Origin of the sequence: Candidatus Lernaella stagnicola (genome assembly GCA_030765525.1) — a bacterium.
Lineage (GTDB): Bacteria > Lernaellota > Lernaellaia > Lernaellales > Lernaellaceae > Lernaella > Lernaella stagnicola.
This window is the reverse complement of record JAVCCK010000038.1, coordinates 305,507-321,979: the sequence shown is the minus strand read 5'-3', so window position 1 is coordinate 321,979 and position 16,473 is coordinate 305,507. Positions and strand designations below refer to the sequence as shown.

18 protein-coding genes are annotated in these 16,473 nt (G+C 62.5%); 5 read left to right on the top strand and 13 right to left on the bottom strand.

Translation table 11 applies throughout. From position 1 onward, the window contains the following. Positions 1-75 precede the first annotated feature (75 nt). Positions 76-783, top strand: coding sequence for an isoprenylcysteine carboxylmethyltransferase family protein (locus tag P9L99_18450; protein MDP8225349.1), 708 nt, complete (start codon positions 76-78; stop codon positions 781-783). Here the strand turns inward: P9L99_18450 and P9L99_18445 are convergent. Genes P9L99_18445 through P9L99_18435 form a run of 3 tightly spaced genes read right to left on the bottom strand, consistent with a single transcriptional unit; the run spans position 780 to position 2,220 of the window. Next, positions 780-1,268 (bottom strand): hypothetical protein, encoded by a 489-nt coding sequence (locus P9L99_18445; GenBank protein MDP8225348.1) that lies wholly within the window; start codon positions 1,266-1,268, stop codon positions 780-782. The two genes, P9L99_18450 and P9L99_18445, sit on opposite strands and share 4 nt — an antisense overlap. After that, entirely contained in the window at positions 1,265-1,669 is a 405-nt protein-coding gene (locus P9L99_18440; protein ID MDP8225347.1) for a hypothetical protein, read from the bottom strand. The genes P9L99_18445 and P9L99_18440 overlap by 4 nt, the downstream gene beginning before the upstream one ends. Continuing rightward, complete coding sequence (locus P9L99_18435; protein MDP8225346.1) at positions 1,654-2,220, bottom strand: hypothetical protein; 567 nt, start codon at positions 2,218-2,220, stop codon at positions 1,654-1,656. The genes P9L99_18440 and P9L99_18435 overlap by 16 nt, the downstream gene beginning before the upstream one ends. A gap of 116 nt (positions 2,221-2,336) precedes the next feature. Here P9L99_18435 and P9L99_18430 point away from each other — a divergent pair, with 116 nt between their 5' ends. Beyond that, positions 2,337-4,106, top strand: a complete 1,770-nt coding sequence (locus tag P9L99_18430) for a hypothetical protein (protein ID MDP8225345.1) — start codon at positions 2,337-2,339, stop codon at positions 4,104-4,106. Here P9L99_18430 and P9L99_18425 read toward each other — a convergent pair. Continuing rightward, on the bottom strand, positions 4,100-5,698 hold the full coding sequence (locus tag P9L99_18425) for a HEAT repeat domain-containing protein (GenBank protein MDP8225344.1): 1,599 nt from the start codon (positions 5,696-5,698) through the stop codon (positions 4,100-4,102). The two genes, P9L99_18430 and P9L99_18425, sit on opposite strands and share 7 nt — an antisense overlap. Before the next feature lie 108 nt (positions 5,699-5,806). On the opposite strand from P9L99_18425, the gene P9L99_18420 reads away from it, so the two are divergent. Together P9L99_18420 and P9L99_18415 are read left to right on the top strand one after the other, a co-directional pair. Then, entirely contained in the window at positions 5,807-6,817 is a 1,011-nt protein-coding gene (locus P9L99_18420) for a GDSL-type esterase/lipase family protein (GenBank protein MDP8225343.1), read from the top strand. Beyond that, positions 6,817-7,347, top strand: a complete 531-nt coding sequence (locus P9L99_18415; protein MDP8225342.1) for a gamma carbonic anhydrase family protein — start codon at positions 6,817-6,819, stop codon at positions 7,345-7,347. Before P9L99_18420 ends, P9L99_18415 begins: the two co-directional genes overlap by 1 nt. Before the next feature lie 3 nt (positions 7,348-7,350). On the opposite strand, the gene P9L99_18410 is transcribed toward P9L99_18415, so the two are convergent. Next, the gene (locus tag P9L99_18410; GenBank protein MDP8225341.1) at positions 7,351-8,418 is read right to left on the bottom strand and encodes a saccharopine dehydrogenase NADP-binding domain-containing protein; all 1,068 of its coding nucleotides are present in this window, start codon (positions 8,416-8,418) and stop codon (positions 7,351-7,353) included. A 281-nt stretch (positions 8,419-8,699) separates the two neighbouring features. Here P9L99_18410 and P9L99_18405 point away from each other — a divergent pair, with 281 nt between their 5' ends. Further along, complete coding sequence (locus P9L99_18405; protein MDP8225340.1) at positions 8,700-9,995, top strand: TrpB-like pyridoxal phosphate-dependent enzyme; 1,296 nt, start codon at positions 8,700-8,702, stop codon at positions 9,993-9,995. An 87-nt stretch (positions 9,996-10,082) separates the two neighbouring features. On the opposite strand, the gene P9L99_18400 is transcribed toward P9L99_18405, so the two are convergent. From P9L99_18400 to P9L99_18365, 8 genes are all read right to left on the bottom strand, one after another. After that, positions 10,083-11,471: a YdcF family protein gene (locus tag P9L99_18400; GenBank protein ID MDP8225339.1), complete on the bottom strand. Its 1,389-nt coding sequence runs from the start codon at positions 11,469-11,471 to the stop codon at positions 10,083-10,085. Next, positions 11,472-11,615 carry a hypothetical protein gene (locus tag P9L99_18395; GenBank protein MDP8225338.1) on the bottom strand — a complete coding sequence of 48 codons (144 nt, stop codon included), beginning with the start codon at positions 11,613-11,615 and terminating at the stop codon, positions 11,472-11,474. Between the two features lie 31 nt (positions 11,616-11,646). Next, positions 11,647-12,822, bottom strand: coding sequence for an iron-containing alcohol dehydrogenase (locus P9L99_18390; protein MDP8225337.1), 1,176 nt, complete (start codon positions 12,820-12,822; stop codon positions 11,647-11,649). 29 nt (positions 12,823-12,851) lie between these two features. After that, the gene (locus P9L99_18385; GenBank protein ID MDP8225336.1) at positions 12,852-13,403 is read right to left on the bottom strand and encodes a hypothetical protein; all 552 of its coding nucleotides are present in this window, start codon (positions 13,401-13,403) and stop codon (positions 12,852-12,854) included. Positions 13,404-13,555: 152 nt separating this feature from the next. Further along, on the bottom strand, positions 13,556-14,020 hold the full coding sequence (locus P9L99_18380; protein MDP8225335.1) for a S41 family peptidase: 465 nt from the start codon (positions 14,018-14,020) through the stop codon (positions 13,556-13,558). A gap of 12 nt (positions 14,021-14,032) precedes the next feature. Then, on the bottom strand, positions 14,033-14,968 hold the full coding sequence (locus P9L99_18375) for a hypothetical protein (protein MDP8225334.1): 936 nt from the start codon (positions 14,966-14,968) through the stop codon (positions 14,033-14,035). 90 nt (positions 14,969-15,058) lie between these two features. Then, positions 15,059-15,454: a VOC family protein gene (locus P9L99_18370; GenBank protein ID MDP8225333.1), complete on the bottom strand. Its 396-nt coding sequence runs from the start codon at positions 15,452-15,454 to the stop codon at positions 15,059-15,061. A gap of 28 nt (positions 15,455-15,482) precedes the next feature. Beyond that, the gene (locus tag P9L99_18365; protein ID MDP8225332.1) at positions 15,483-16,472 is read right to left on the bottom strand and encodes a SurA N-terminal domain-containing protein; all 990 of its coding nucleotides are present in this window, start codon (positions 16,470-16,472) and stop codon (positions 15,483-15,485) included. Between the last annotated feature and the right edge of the window lies 1 nt (position 16,473).

The window sequence follows — 16,473 nt, the reverse complement described above, 5'->3', positions numbered from 1 at the left end:
TCAAGTCAAAACGAGAGATTTGCCAAACTCCGGCGACTCTGGTTAGGTGCAGAAAATATCACGTTGGGGAGGGTGATGCGGCCGGCGGCGAAGAGAATCAGTCTGCGCGCTTTCTGGGAAGCGATGCGCAATCCGCTCATCTACAAGAACTTCGCCATCCACCTGTTTGTGCTGGCGCCGGCAACCTTGGTGTTGGCTTACTTCGCCACGCGCCTCGATCATCATTTCGGCTGGCCGAGTCTGCCGCGCACGCTCGGGTGCTATGCGATCGCGGCCGCGTTGGCGGCGCTGGGCGGAGTGGTCGTCGCGTACAGCTACGCGTATTTGTTGATCCTCGGCGAGGGGTCGCCGGGGTCTCATCTCGGCGGGCCGCAGCGCTTGGTGACCGGCGGGCCCTACGCGCTGGTCCGGCATCCTTCGGTGATCGGCAAACTGCTCGGCGTCGTCGCGCTGGGCGTGGCGGTGGGTTCGCCCACGTTTTTGTTCGGCTTCGTGCCGGCGCTGCTGGCGTATTCTTTGTTGACCAACCGCTTCATCCAGGAGCGCTACACCGAGCGCGCTTTCGGCGAGAGCTACCGCGCCTACCGCGCCGCCGTGCCGATGATTCTGCCCGGCGCCGGAACGCTGTGGGCCGCGCTGCGCGGCAAGCTCGAACCCGTGGAAGTTGAAAGTGCGGACGCGCCCGCCGAGGCCATACCCCGCTACGAGTTGGCGATCTACCTCGTGTTGCTGGCGTTGATTCTGCTTGGCGCGTGGCGGTTCGTGGCGTGGATCACCGGCTAATCGGCCGCCAACCGGTGCCGGAAGTGTTCCCAATCTTTTGCAGATAGCGGTTGCGACGCGCGTCGCTCCAGCACGGCGTTCAACTGCCGGTTGGTCAACAGTGAGCCGATGGCCAGCGCATCTTCCATGGATGCCTCGTTGGCCTCGTGCCTCTGCTGGCGCACGGTGAGCAGCGCGTGGCGGTCGAGACGCATCTGCGTAACCAACGGCAACAATTGCGCCGCCTGCGCTTTGGTCACGGGCGTCTCGGTTTCCTTTTTCACGAGGTATATCAATCCGCGCACGACGTCATCCGCGGTGAGCCCGGCGACGGGCGAGGAGACCGGGTCGACAGGCGCGGGCGTCGGTTGGCTCAGGGCGACCGAATGGGGGATCACCACGAAGCGCGGCCGTGCGTCGCGCGCGTTGAGGCGAAGCAACACGAACACCTGCGCCGCCAGGAATACGAGGCACAGCGCGATAAAGATTCGTGGGCCGCGTGTCATGGCTGCGACCTTTCCGCCAACGCGTCCTGCAATTCGACGTACATCTGCCCTTCGTATTGATCGCGCACCAAGCGGTCGCGTTGACCGAGGATGAACAGCAGTTGATCCACGTTGACCGCGGCGCCGAGTAATTGGGCGTCACGCGCCAACTCCACCCGTAGGTGCGCGGCCTGGTCGGCGAGCGCGGCCGTTCGTTCATCGGGGCGGGGCGGGGGCGGTTCGCGGCCGGGTATCAACAGCGCTTCCTCCGGCGCGGGGCGGGTGAGTGGCGGGCGAATGGGCACCAGCACGGCGTCGCCGCTTCCCGTGGGCAGGGCCAGAAAGACGACCACCTGCGCGATTACCACCAGGCCCAGGGCAATCGCCAGGAGCCAGGGGCTGCTGATTATTCGAGACGCCATTTTGCCATCACCAACGTCCAGTAAGTGTTTTCGAAATGCCGGATCGAAATTTCGTCGCGGCCGTCGACCATCTTTTCGATTTGCTTCGGCGTGAGAACCGCCGCAGCGTGCTCGGCTTGCGCGGGCAAGGCGGATTCCAACTCGCGGATTTTTTCCTCGATCGCCAACAGCTCGCCGCGTCGTTCCATGGCGCGACCCAAGATCGGCAACAGGCGCGCCTTCTGTTCCTTGGTCAGGCCCAGCTCACCTTGCTGTTCGTCGAGGAAGATCAGCCCGCGCACGAAGTCTTCCAGGCTGACCGTGGGGCCCAGGCGACCGGCCTGTTGCAGAATGGTCATCGACTCGACGCCGGCGTTTTCCAGGTTGGGCGGCGGGGCGTCGGGACCGGGAGAGGTGTCGGCCTCGGGCGGCGGCGCGCCTTGGTCGACGACCAGCGGCATGAAGACCGGCACGCGGGCCTGGTCGGCGGCGCGGTGAATCAGGAAAAACGAAAAGGCCGCGCAAATCACCAACAAGACCGCCGCGAGGGTCCATCCGAGTTTGTCGTTCACGGTACACTCCGCATGGCTGTTCGAGAACAATCTAGCAGACCCGCCCCGTCACTAAAAGTTCGGCTGCTTTTGCCCGGCGCGGTTTTGTGCTTCACTACCCCGCGAAGGGGGAGGCTGTGACGAAGCAAAGGGACCTCGGGCAGCGGCTCGTGCCGCTATTGCTGGCGTTGATGATCGCGTTGCCCGCGTTTGTTGCGCCGTTGGCCGCCGGGCCGGACGCCGTGGCGGGTCACCGGCAGTCCGACGTTTACACGGCGCTTTGGGATATTGATTACGTCGCCGACAGCCTCGCCGATGGTCACCTACCCCTGCGTACGAACCGCATCGCCTTTCCCCGCGGCGGTCTGTTGTTCCCTTCCAAGCCGATCGTCGCCGCGATCGCCGCGCCGCTGCGAGCCGTGTTCGGGCTGAACGCGGCCTACAACATCACCGTGTGGCTGCTGCTGGCCGTCGGCTTTCTTGGCGCGTTTCGACTGGCCGAACGCCTTACCGGCAGCCGCGTGGGCGGCTTGGTCGCGGGCGTTGGTTTCGGCTTGTCACCCTTCATGACGTGTTACGCGACGGCTTCGGGCGCGACGGAGATACTCGGCCTGGGCTTCCTGCCGTGGGCGCTGCTTTACCTCGAACGGGTGGCCGACGGCCCCTCGCGCGGCGGCGTTGTAGGATTGGCGGTGAGCCTGGCGTTGACGTTGATTTCCGGGGCGTACGTCGCGGTGTTGGCGGCGGTCGCGCTGGCCGTGTGGCTGGTGCTGTTACCGTTTCGGCGAAAAAAAACTACCGGCGTCTCGCTCGACCGCGCGGGTTGGCTTCGCGTGGCGTTTGGGTTGCTCGGCGGCGCGTTGTTGGCCTCGCCCTTCCTTTTCGCGTTGGCGTGGACGCTGCGCTCGGCCGACTCCATGCTCGCCGCCACGGGTTTCGCCGCCATTCGACCGGCCCCGCCTTGGGTCGATTTCGCGCCGGGAGCTTCGTCGTACTACGCCGCCGGTCTTCTTGATTACTGGCGTCCGCACGTCGCGCGAATCGCCGAAGGCTCGCTGTTTGCCAAGACCGTGACGCTGACTTTCGGCATCACGATCCTCGCCCTGGCCGGTGTGATCTACCGCGCGCGGCAGGTCATGGGGTGGGTGATCGCGGCGTTGCTGCTGATGGTTTTGTCCACCGGGCCGTACCTGTTGTTGACGGCGAAGGTCGGTTTGCCGTGGCCCGCCAACCCCGTGTATCTGGCCGGATACTACCTGGTACCGCCGCTTCGCTGGTTCTTGGAGCCGTTTCGTTTCGGACAGGCGGCGATGCTGTTTGCGGCGCTCGCAGCGGCCGCCGGGGCCGCGGCGCTCGTCGAGAAATTCGGGCGCAGAGGTGGGTTTGTGGGCGGCTTGTGCGTGCTGGCGGCGCTGGTTGAGATCGCCTTGCTGGCCGCTCCGTTTTGGCGGGCTGACGACTTGGCGCGCGCACCGTCCAGCGAGGAAGTTACCCAAGCGGCGCGGCAGAGCGCGGGGGCGGTCGTCGAATTACCCTTTTTCGACCCGGAGAATCCCGACCTGCTGCGGCGCGACCGCTTCGCCAATCAGGTGTGGCATGGCCGCCCGATTGTTGACAGCATTACCGGTTTTCTGCCGCCCTTCGTGACGCGAAACGGTTTGCTGGCTCGTTTGGCGAAGCTTGAAAACGCGGGGGTCGAGGTCGACGTGCGGCAAACGGCGGCGCAGGGCGCGCAGGACTTACGTGCGGCGGGCGTCGCGGCTCTGGTCGTTGATGTGTGCGCGTACCGGCACATGCGTCCCGAAGCGGTCAATACCGTGAGACGCTTGCTCGAAGAGGGCGGAGTCGTTGCCGACGACGTCACGGTCATCGGTGAATGCACGAATCTGGTTCGGTTGAGTCACTGACCGAGGCGGGTGTTTTCGTCGGTATCGGGCGTTCCCAGGTGGAACATTTTGTGGCGCGCCACCAGAGTGTCTTTTTGTCCGAGGCTCCATAGAAACCAAAGCCAATCTTTCGTTTGTTTCGGGTCGGGCCGGGCGGTCCCGTTCACGTTCGCCAAGGCTCGGCCGGCCACGATTTTCCAATAGCCTAAATTCGTCTCCAACTTCGGTTTGATTGACGCCGCAGCCGTCGGATCCCCACTGCGTCCCAGCGCCCACACCGCCCAGTACTGCACGCGTTCGGCGCGGTCGTGCGTCGCCTCGGTCAACGCGGGATCCGACGCCTGAAAGGTGCCCATGGCGATGACGGCCTTCTCGCGCACAGCGGCGTCGGCGTGTTTTAGGAACGGAGCAACCGTCGGCGCATCAGCCGACGAACCGACCAACGCCAGCGACACGAGAGCGCGACGCAGGAATTCCGTATCCTTTTCCTTCAGCGCGGCGAGCAACACGGGCTTGCCTTTCGGCGAAGCGATGATGCCCAGCGTCGTGATGATCATCGCCCGCGTATCCGGATCGCATTTCGGATACAACTCGACCAGCGCTTCGGCGGCCTCCGGCGACGGGTGCAGCGCGAGCGACGACACCGCTTCTTTTGTCACTTCGCGGTCCCGATGGCCAAGCAACTCTACGAGCCGGCGCGTTGTGGTTTCCTTGCGGGCTTCGGCCTTGGCGTCCTCGGGCGGTGGTGGCTTGGGGATCGGCTCGCCGATTGCCGTGAAAAGCGACGCGCCGCCGCGTAGGGTTAAAACCTTCTTTACCGCGGTTTTCTCTTTGTCGTTCAGCTTGCGGTAGGATGCTGCGAGACGCTTCCGGTCTCGCCGCGCCATTTCCTCCAACGCCGCGATGATCGAATGCTGCACGAAGGAACTGGGTACGCGCAGGTGCCTCCACAAAGCGGGTAAGGCTTGTGGATCGCCCACGTGTCCCAACGACACCGCGGCTTGGCGAACGACGTCGAAATCAGCGTCATCGAGCGCGGCAGTGAGCGCGGGCGCGGCGGCGGTGTACTGCATGCGCCCCAACGCCCAAGCGGCTTTGAAGCGAACCGCCGCGTCGGTATCCTGCCGCAATCGTTGGATGAGGGCGGGCGCGGTAGCCGTGTCGCCCACGGCTCCGAGTGTTTCGGCGGCAAACAAGCGAACGTCGGCGTCCGGCGATTGCAGCCTGGCGCGCAGGGGTTGGGTGTCGCCCTTGGGCCAGGAACCGTCGGCGAGGAAAGTCCTCTGCCAAAACGCCAAGTTGTCGATGATATCCTGCGGATCGGTGTGTTTCTCCAGATCTTTCCACTGCGGATTTTTCGACTTCGTGAAAATCACCGCATATGCGCCGCTGCTTCGCGTTTCGAGGAGCCAACGGCATTGGTACTTCAACGCGGGCGGCGCGTCGGCTAGATTCTGGCTAAAGAGGTTCTCGCCGGTGAAGTTGTTTTGCGCGGCGTAGACTTCTAACATCGACGCGCACGCGAGGTTGCGGCGGTCGGGAATGCCGTCTCGGGTTACATCTTTCGCGACAGCCGGGGGGCCGCACGAGCAGCCGACGACGATCGCGAACATCAAAAGAATCCAACACCAGGAACGCATGAGACGATCATATAGCGTCGCCGCGCGGCGGGCAATTCCCCGCCCTTGGCGAAAGGCGGGCGGATGATTCAGAATAGGCCGATGTCATCGTCAGCGAAAAAAGTCTTAGTCGGCGTCGGCGCACTGGTGTTGGTGTCGGTGTTTATCTTGGGCGGTTGGGAAATCGCCCTACGCATCACCGCGCCGCAACCGGAGCCGAGCCGCCCCGATTTCGAACGTCTCAACCCGGATGTTGCGGCGGGAACGCGCCGCGTGTTGCTGGTCGGCGATTCTTTCGTCGAAGGCGTCGGTGTCTCGCCGCTGCAGCGCATCGGCCCGCGCGTCGAACATTACCTGGATGCGCAAGAGCCCGCGACGGTTCTCGCCGTCGGGCAGCCGGGGGCCGGGCAAGCGGCCGAGTTGCAGGCGATCGAGCACTACCTGTCGCGATGGCGGCCGGAGGTGGTCGTCCTGGTGTTCCTGCCCGCCAACGACGTGATGAATAATTCCTTTGAGCTGGAGCCGAAAAAGGACAAACTGTTTTATCACTTGGTCGATGGTCGTTTAGTGTTGAAGCCTGGGGTGGCTGCGCCGCGCGAAGATGGCGGTTCCCTGCGCGTCGTCGGAGAGATCAGGCGTCGGCTGGGATTCGCCCGGCAGAAGCAGGAACTGATCGACGCCGGCGAGGGAGTGCCGCTCGACTTTTGGGTGTACGCGACCAACGAAACTCCGCCCTGGCAGGAGGCGTGGCACGTGACCTACGCCTTGTTGGATCGCATACGCGAGCGCGTGGAGGCGGGCGGGGCGCAGCTTGTCATCGCCGTGGTGGGTGAGCGGTGGCGCGTCGATGCGGCGGCGTTTTTAGAATTGCTCGCGCGCTATCCGGAGATGCAGAAACACGCCTGGGACACGGCCCGACCGGCTAAGCGGATAACGCAATGGTGTGCCGATCACGGCGTGGCGTGCGTCGACCTCGGGCCGTCCTTTGCGGCGTTGAATGCCGGCCATTTGTTTTTACCGGACGGTCATTGGTCGGCGGCGGGACACGAACTGGCGGCGCTTCAGGTAGCGCGCGCTTTACATTCGGAACACGAAAGAGAAACGGGGGAGTAATGGGCATCTATCGATTTGAGGATCGCGTTCCGCAAGTGGACGAGAGCGCTTTTGTCGCCGAATCGGCCTTGGTGATCGGCGACGTGCGCATCGGCAAAAACGTCTACATCGGCCACGGGGCGATTCTGCGCGGCGATTACGGCACGATCATCATCGGCGACGGTACCGCCATCGAGGAAGGCGTGATCGTACACGCCCGGCCCGACGACAAGGCGGTGTTCGGCAAGCGCGTCACCGTGGGGCACGGCGCCATGATCCACAACGCGACGATTCACGACGACGTCACCATCGGCATGCGCGCCACGGTGAGCGATTATTCAGTGGTCGGCGAGTGGGCGATCATCGGCGAAATGGCGCTGGTGCGAAACAGCCAGCAGATTCCCCCGCAGGTCCGCGCCGTCGGCGTGCCCGCGCAGGTGATCGGCGAGGTGACCGAAAAACACCGGGCGCTTTGGGGCTACGGGAAGCAACTCTACGTCGAGATGGCCCGCCGTTATCAAGTGCCCGGCGCGTTCGAGCGCATCGGTTGAAATCTACACCGCGGGCGTGAACTCGGGTGCCGACACGCCATCCAATTCCAGCAGAAAATCCTTGCCGAACGCCAGCGACGGCGTCAGCGCGCCAGCCGGTGCGTTACCGGCCAGCACGTGTTGAACCGCCCGCACCACGGCATCGGCCGTCAGCGAATACGCTTCGGGCCCACGATAGGTCGCTGTCACGGACTTCCCCGCGGCGTTGGTGACGCGACCCCACACCTCACTGTGCGTGGCGGCGCGGGCTTCGGCGTCCGGACCCACGACCGTCGCCTGCACGAGGTGTTGCAGAGCGCGTCGCACGAAACGCGGCTTGAAGACCGGCGCCAAGAATTCGACGACGCGATACGCGCGCGCCGGGGCGGTCGTGTACACGGCGATATTCGGAATGCCCGTGCTTCGGTAAGCGGTGGAAATATCGCCCCACGGGATCGTCACCGTGGCGCGGCCGCCGCTGGGAAACGCGATGCGCGGCGTACGCCAAGCGGCGGGCACCGGTTCGAGCTTGCCGTCGCGCCGCACGACACTGCCGGCGGTCATGAATTCGATCATCGTCTTGAGCGTGCCGCGGCTGATCGACGTTCCCTTGCCGCCGAAGGCCGTGAACGCCAGCTCGAGTTCGACCGCGTCGGGCAGGGCGTCGGCGAGCATCTTGGCCAGGCAATCGGTGGACACGACATCGAAGCCGACGCCGGGGATGAGCGACACGTTGTTTTGCCTGGCTTCTTCGTCGAGCCGGAAGATCGACTCGAACACGACGAACTCGCCGGTGATGTCCAGGTAGTTGGTGCCGGTCGCCAGGCAGGCGTCGACCATGGCTTGCGAGGTGTGCACGTAGGGCCCCGCCAGGTGCGCGACGGCGGCCACGTCGATCAGCGCGTCGTGGGTTTTCGCGGGATCGTCCAGACTGAAGATGCGGTGTTCCAGGCCGTGTTTTTCGGCCAGGGGAAGGATCGCTTCGGCCCGGCGCCCGGCGAGTATCGGTCGCAGTCCGCGGCGCGTCGCCACGTCAATCACCAAGCCGGCAGTGTAGCCGTTGGCGCCGTAAATCAACCATTTGTCGCTCATGCTTTGCTCCGTCGTGGTTCGCTATAACCGATAAGACGCGTGGCCCGTCTGTCAATCCTTGTACGGCGCTTGCCAACGGGAAAAAAGCCGGTATTCTGGTTCTATGAAGTGTGAACACGATTACCGCGCCAATCCCGCTGAAATCACCTGCAAGTGGTGGTGGTGGCGGAGCTATGGCTGGCGCGGCGGTTTGTGATCCAAGCGTTTTAAAAACGAAAACACCAACCCACCGCGTCCGGCGGTGGGTTTTTTTATATCTGCCCGCCGCCAAGGAGAATGACATGCGTCCGATCAAATACTTGCTTCACGAGGATCAACTGCCGACCCATTACTACAACATCGTTCCCGACCTGCCCGAACCGCCGGCGCCGCCCCTGCATCCCGGCACGCGGCAGCCGCTGAATCCGAGTGACCTGGAACCGCTTTTCCCCATGGGCTTGATCGAACAAGAGGCCGAGGTGCGCCGCGAGATACCGATCCCCGAAGCGGTCCGCGAAGCCTATGCGCTCTACCGCCCTTCGCCTCTTTTCCGCGCCGCCCGCTTGGAGGAAGCGCTGGGGACGCCGGCGCACATCTATTTCAAGTACGAAGGCGTGAGCCCCGCCGGCAGTCACAAGACCAATACGGCCATCGCCCAGGCTTACTACAACGCGCAGGCGGGCGTGAAGCGGCTGGTCACCGAGACGGGTGCGGGGCAATGGGGCTCGGCGCTGTCGCAGGCGGCAAATCTCTTCGGCCTGGAGGTCGAGGTGTACATGGTGAACGTCAGCTATCAGCAAAAGCCCTACCGGCGCTCGATGATTCAAACCTACGGCGCGTCGATTTACGCCAGCCCCAGCAATCGCACGGCGTCGGGCCGGGCCATTCTCGCCGCCCACGCCGATTCACCCGGCAGCCTGGGCATCGCGATTTCCGAAGCCGTGGAGGAAGCGCTCGCCGATCCCCAGGCACGCTACTCGCTGGGTTCGGTGCTCAACCACGTGCTGCTTCACCAAACGGTCATCGGGTTGGAGGCGAAACTGCAGATGGAAATGGCCGGAGAGTATCCGGACGTGGTGATCGGCTGCCACGGCGGCGGCTCGAACTTCGCCGGCTTAAGCTTCCCTTTCCTGCGCGACAAGTTCGCCGGGCGGCCGGTGCGCGCCGTGGCCGCGGAGCCGACGTCCTGCCCGACGCTCACCGAAGGCGAGTTTCGTTACGACTTCGGGGACACCGCCATGCTTACGCCGCTGACCAAAATGTACACGCTCGGCCACGAGTTCGTGCCGCCGTCCATTCACGCCGGCGGCCTGCGGTACCACGGCTCGGCACCCTTGGTCTCGCACTTGCTGCACCTGGGATTGATCGAAGCGGTCGCTTTCGAACAGCGGGACGTTTTCGCGTCCGCGCTGCTTTTCGCCCGCACCCAGGGGATCATTCCAGCGCCGGAAGCGGCGCACGCGATTCACGCGGCCGTGGAGGAGGCGAAACAGGCGAAAGAAGCCGGCGAACCGCGGGTCATTCTGTTCAATTTGTCGGGTCATGGAAATTTCGACATGAGCGCTTACGACGCATACCTGGCGGGCAATCTGGAATAGAACCGACGAAAGGATACAACAACGGCCGGTCTGGATCTTTAATAGGAGCCCCATTCGTCGAGGGTCGCAGTGTTGGCCGCGGCGTCGTCAGGGGTCCAGCGGGTCGCTTGCGTCGGCGTACAACGACGTCGGATTCGGCAGGTAGCAGGAATCCGTTGGTGACAGTCGCCGGACGATGCGGTAGGGCAGGTAGCCCAACTCGTCCAGGCAGCGGTCATTCAACATGAACGTGATGTAAATCGCTTGAGCGAAGTCGGTGGTAATCAACGCCGGTCGATCGGCGGGAATGCCATAGCGAAGAATCGTCCGGGCCAGGTTGCGCAGATTGGTGGTCGTGTGCCGCGCATGGGGGTCGATCAGGATCGCATCCTCGGGCACGCCATAGGTCTCCATGACATACGCCTTCATCTGCACGGCTTCGGAATAGGGCGTCTGGTCGGGATGCACGTGGCCGCCTGAAAAAAGGATCAAGGGCGTCAAACCCGCCAAGTAACGTTCGACCGCCTTGTCGCACCGCCAGCGCCCGATGGGTGAAAACGGCACGTCGCCTATTTCGGGCCCTTGCCCCGGCACCAGCATCACCGGGAAGCGATAGGCCTCCCAGACGATCGACGGTATCCGCTCGGCGGCGGCCTGGTTTTCGCCCTCGATAAGTGGTTCGTAGCGACCCGCCTCGTCGCGATCGAGTTCCAACATCGCGCCGATCCCGATTTCCAGCAGCGGTTCGAAAAACGAGAAAGGATCCGGGTGCTCGTCGCACAGATCGTTGACCAAGTCGTCCAAGACGGCCGGGTCCAAACTGCGGGCATACGAATTGAAAACAGCGTTCAGCCATTGCGTCGCGTCCAGCCACGCCGAGGCCATCAATTGGGCGTCGGTCTCGGCGGCGTAGTATTGGAACATGCCCGAGGGCCGCAGGTGTGCGTCGACCAGGATGTCGTCCCTGCTTGGCGTCGTGAAAAGTCGAACCAGCTCGTCGGCCATCGCCTCGGTCGCCGGCGTCGACCAAAGCACGGCATCGGCGTAACAGTTGGAGTCCGGCCCGCAGGCTGCCGCCGCCGCGCGCAACTCACCGTCGCGTTCGGTCGAGATCGCGGCAATGGCGGGGTCGTCGGCCAGAGCGGTGGCGATCTCCGGCGCGGCCTGAAACACGGTCAGCAGGTAGAAGTTTTTGTCTTGTACCGGTTGCCCACTGGAAAAAAGCTCATAGGTGGGTTCGAAGCCGGCAAAATCGGGCGGTTCGTCAAGCTCGCATCGGGTCGGGTCCAACTCCGGGAAGACCGCATCGTCGTTGTCATCGTCGTCGTTATCGTCATTGTTGTCGTCATCGTCATCGTCATCGTCGTCGTCGTCGTCGATGGAATCATCGTTGTCGTCGTCATCATCGCCCGAATCGTCGTCGGTCGCGCAGGCCAGAAACGAAAACGCCAAAACGAGGGCGAGTAGGGCAAGCAATAACAACCGTAGATTTTTCATTTAACCTTCCCGCATTTTGTTGACCAGGTTGGTCGTGGAGCGGCCGGGCACGACAGTCACGCAAACGACGCGGCCGCTGCAGGCCTCGACGATGTCGGCACCGACGATCTCACCTTCTCCCCAATTTCCGCTTTGAACCGGCACGTTGGGTCGCCGGGCCGGCCATTTGGTTTGCCTAGAATGCTTTTTTCAGAACCTTCAACAGGTCTTTTTCATCGGCCTCGACGGGGTTGTGAATCAGCGAGCCGTCGTTGACCGCCACGTGGGCGATTTGCGGCAACTGCTCTTGGGTGACGCCCGCGTCGCTCAGGGTCGTGGGCAGGCCGCAAAGCTTGTGCAACTTGGCCTGCAAGTCGCGCACGGCTTGCACGGCGGCTTTGGCGCGGTCGCGCTTGCGTGTCGGAGCGTCTTTCACTCCCATATAGTGCAGCAACTCGGCGTAATTTCCCGCCGACTTGGCCAAGTTGTACTCCATGCCCCACGGCAGAAGAATGGAATTGGCCACGCCGTGCGGAACGTGGGCCACCGCTCCGGTAGCGTGGGCGATGGAGTGCACGATGCCGACCATGGCATTGGAGAACGAAATGCCGCCCATCAAGGCCGCGTTGGCCATGGCGAGGCGAGCGCTTTTGTCGTCCGGTTTGGTGATGGCCGTGGTCAGGTACTGAAAAACGAGTTGGACCGAGGCCGTGGCGAAGGCGTCGGACATGGGGTTTTTCTGTAAGTCGGCAAAGGCTTCAACCGAATGCGTCAGCGCGTCCATGCCGGTGGCGGCGGTGATGCGCGCGGGCATCGTGAGGGTCATTTCCGGATCGAGCAGCGCCAGGTGAGGGTACAGCTTATCGGAAATGAAGGCGCGCTTGATATTGATGTCCGTATCTTTGATAACCGCCGCCTGGGTCACTTCCGAGCCGGTGCCCGCGGTGGTGGGAATCACGATGAAGGGGCGCATTTGGGCTTCAATGCGATCCATGCCCTGGAATTTCATGAGGTCGTCGGTATCGGTGCTGATCACGATGTTGACGCCCTTGGCCGTGTCGATGGCGCTGCCGCCGCCCAGGGCGATGATGCAGTCGCAGCCCTTGTCGCGGTAAATACCGGCGACTTTATTGACGACGTGGTGGTCCGAGTCGATCGGGGTTTCGTCGAACACGGCCCCGATTTTCACTTGCGAACCTTCGATGGCCGCGCGCACTTTTTTCAGGAGCCCGGCTCCTACGACGCCCTTGTCGGTGATCAGCAGGGCTTTTTTCACGCCCAGCAGGCCCATTTCGTAGGGAAGATTCTGCAACGCCTGGTGCCCGCTGAGGATTTTCACCGGGCAATGAAACTCGTAGTAGTTCGGAATCACGGTTCGCTCTCCTTTTTCACGAAGCGGTGTTACGCCGCTTTTTTGCCGAGCTTCGCGGCCAACACGGGCACCAGCTTGGCGTAAACCTTCGCTTTGATCAAATAATTCTCACGAGTGAATTGCGGCACCCGTTTGAACGTCTTCTTGACAATGAATCCCGGGAACAGATAGGCCTGCACCAGACCCATCGTGCGCGAGATTTTCATCGTTTCGGCCAGATCGCCGATGACGATGAAACGCTTTTCCGCCGCCGCGGTGTGCGTGCCGATCTGGCCCGTGAACACGAGCAGCGCCGCGTCGAGATTCTTGAATAAAATGGCGACGTTCGGGTCTTTCATGCCGGTACCCAAATACCGCACGCCGCTTCCTTCTTTGACCAGTGAAATGTAGGGGCCGTGCGGCAGGATGCCCATCGAAAAGACCTCTCCGTCGGCCCAATCGGCGACCTCTCGCTGTACTTCCGGATCGAGCTTGGAGACGATTTCGAACGCGGCGCCCATCGCTAGAAGGGCTGTTTTCGCCACGAACATTTTCACATGGTACGTGGCGGTGTCGAGCCAATCAGTGGAACCTTGGTTCATGCGTGAAGTCCTTTCACGGTCACAACCAACCGAATTTAACTTTGTTAAGAATTGCATATGCCCAAGTGGGCAAAAGCTACCATTTTGGACGGGGTGGCGGCAATCCCCCAAAAAGCGGACTTTTGGTCGGAAATACGTCCGTTTAATCGCGGTTAGCGGGCGTCTTGAAGCGAACGAAGTAAGGCAATCGCAGCCTGAATTTGGGTGTCGATGCCGGCGGCCAGGTCGTCGGCATCCTGGACCACCTCGATATCCGGCGCCACGCCGAAACCTTCTATCTGCTTGCCCGTGGCGAGGTACTTGCGCTGCATTTGCGAATAGTAGAACGAGATGCCGGAATCCGGCAGCACTTCGTAACGCGGTGCGCCGGTGCCGCCGCACGAGGTGGTTCCCAGCAGCGTGAAGGTCGGCACATAGGACGCCGCAGCAGCGAAGAAATCCGCCGCACTGACGCAACCGCCGTTGATGAGAAACACGACGGGTTGCGCCGAGGGTGACGCGCCGGGCAGCACGGGTTCGGGAATCCAGAGCGTGAAGTCGTCGTGCGCCGGGCCGTTTTTGTACCGCACCGACACCGGGAACACGATGCGATCCAGGAACCGGGCCAGCACCGCCATCGCCACCAAGTCCTAGCCGCCGGTGTTGTAGCGGGCGTCGAACACGATACCGTCGCGGTCGGCGAAGGCGGCCATCGCCGCGTCCAGGTCCTCGAGAATGCTTTGCTGGTAACCGTCGCTGAGCGTCTGCAAGCGAATGTACCCCAGGTCCGTGTCGATGGGTTTGTATCGCAGCACGTATCCCGCCGCGTCTTCCAGAAAATCGACGAGCGGCTGCGCGGAGCACACCGAGGTACTGCTGCCCAGGCGCGGCACGGCCAGTTCCAGCACGTCGCCGTCGCGTTCGACTTCGTAGACGACCTCATCGGTTCCGGCGGCATACGCGTCCACGTGCGCCAGCCGATAGTAGTCGCAGCACTGGGCCGACGAGCAGCCTTGATAGCGCACGGCCTCGAGCAGTAGGTCGTCCGGGTCGGCCCCGTCGAGAGTCAGCACGCGGTCGCCGAGTTGCAGACCCGCGGCGTACTCCGGCGCCCGCGACACGTAGATGTCATCGCCGAGGCGCTCGAGGCAAACGCCGGTCGGCTGTTCGCCGGTTGACGCGTGGTACGCCCAGGTATGGCTGTCGTGCAGCAGGGCGGTCATTTCGGCGATCAACAATTCGAATTCGCGCCGGTCGTCTTCAGGAAAGGCGAAAGGTTCGTAGACGGCCCGCACGGCGTCCCAATCGACTTCCTTCTCGATGAAGTACGCGTAGCCCTCGTCCATAATTTGCCAGAAGGTCAGGAAATCCTCGTAGTACGGGCCGGGGGTGTCGTTGTCGTCGTTGTCATCGTCGTCGTTGTCATCGTCGTCATTGTCGTCGTCGTCGTTGTCGTCATCGTTGTTGTCGTCGTCATCGTCGTCGTTGCCGGGTGACGAGTCGTCATCGTCGTTGTCGCAGGCGATCACGGCGCCGATGAGAAGAAGGACGGTGACCAGGAAAAGTGTGACGGTCTTGAAACGCATGGATTCGCCCCCACGACGGACAATCAGCTCGCGCAAACCAAGGTGAAAATCCATCATAGTCGGGGCGGCTACCCGATTCAACGAAGCGGCCTAGAAGAAATATTCGCGCAACTCGTCGGGTACTTGTTCGACGTCGACTTCGAACAGTTCGAGCAAAACGCCGTCGGGGGCCGGGGCCATGATGTACTTCCACAAACCGAAGTCGGCGATCGGCTTGCGGAACGAGACCCCCGCCGCTTTCATTTTCTCCACGAGCGCCTCGAGGTCGTCGACCTGAATGCCGAGGTGGTGCACGGCGCCGCGGCCGGCGTCGTGCGGGGGCTGGTCGTAGAAGTGCAGGCGACCGCGGCCGAGTGTCACGAACACGTTGCGCGCGCCGGCCATGTCCACATCGAGTACGACTTTCCCGCCCAGCACGCCGCAATAGAAGGCGAGGCTCACCTCGATATCGGCGGCAAACAAATGCGCGTGATGGAAGTGGTTCATGACTTGCTCCGCTTCAGCGGACGCCGGTTTATTCTTCGGCGTAATTGACGCGGATATCGACGTACGATTTTTTACGCAATTCCGCGCCGAGCCGCTGCATTTCGGTGTCGGCCTGCTGCCGGCGCAGGATCATGCCGATTTTGTCTTGCACGGACTCAAATGGAACGGCGCCGGTTTCGCGCTTGCCCAACAATTTGAGAATGAAGAAACCGTTCTTGTCGCGGTAGATCGTCGAGAGGCCGCCGTCCGCCAGGGGCTTTACGGCCTTGCGATACACCGGTTTGAGTTCGGTGTCGATCTTGAATTCACCAAGCACGCCGCCGTCGGCCGCCGTCGGGCCCTGGCTGTGCTGCTTGGCCATTTCCTCGAAGGGCGCGCCGGCCAATATTTTCTCGTACACCTTGTTCGCGGTGGCGAAGGCGTTTTCCAGTTCGGTTTGTTCGGCGTCGGGCGCGATGTTGAAGCGAATCTCGGCGATCCGCACCACGGGTTCGGCCATGAATTCGTCGCGGTGGAGTTCGTAATACGCCCGGACATCTTCGTCGCGCACTCGCACCTTATCGCGCATGCGGAAGGACACGTAGCGCTCGCGCAGGATCTCCAATTTGATGCGATCGCGGAAATCCTGCATCGTCAGCCCTTGCTGGCGCAGCATGTTCTTGAGCATGTCGTCGGTGTAGTCGTTGGATTTCCGAACCTTTTCGATGTAGGCGTCGATTTCGCCGTCGGTAACTTCAATTCCCAACCGCGTCACTTCGCTCTCGATCAATTTGCGCTCGATGAGCTGCTGCAAAATCGCCTGCTTGAGCTCGGCGGCTTTCTTCTTGCGCACGTCGGTCGACCACTCCGGATGCGCATCGAAGATGCGGCCGATCTCCGGCCCGGCGATGGTCTCGATTTCGAAATACGTGATGATTTGATCGTCCACCACCGCGACGACGCGGTTATAGGGTTCGCCAGCCACCGCCACGACGGGCAGGGCGATTGCGATCAGCAAAAACGCCAGGATTCTGCGCACG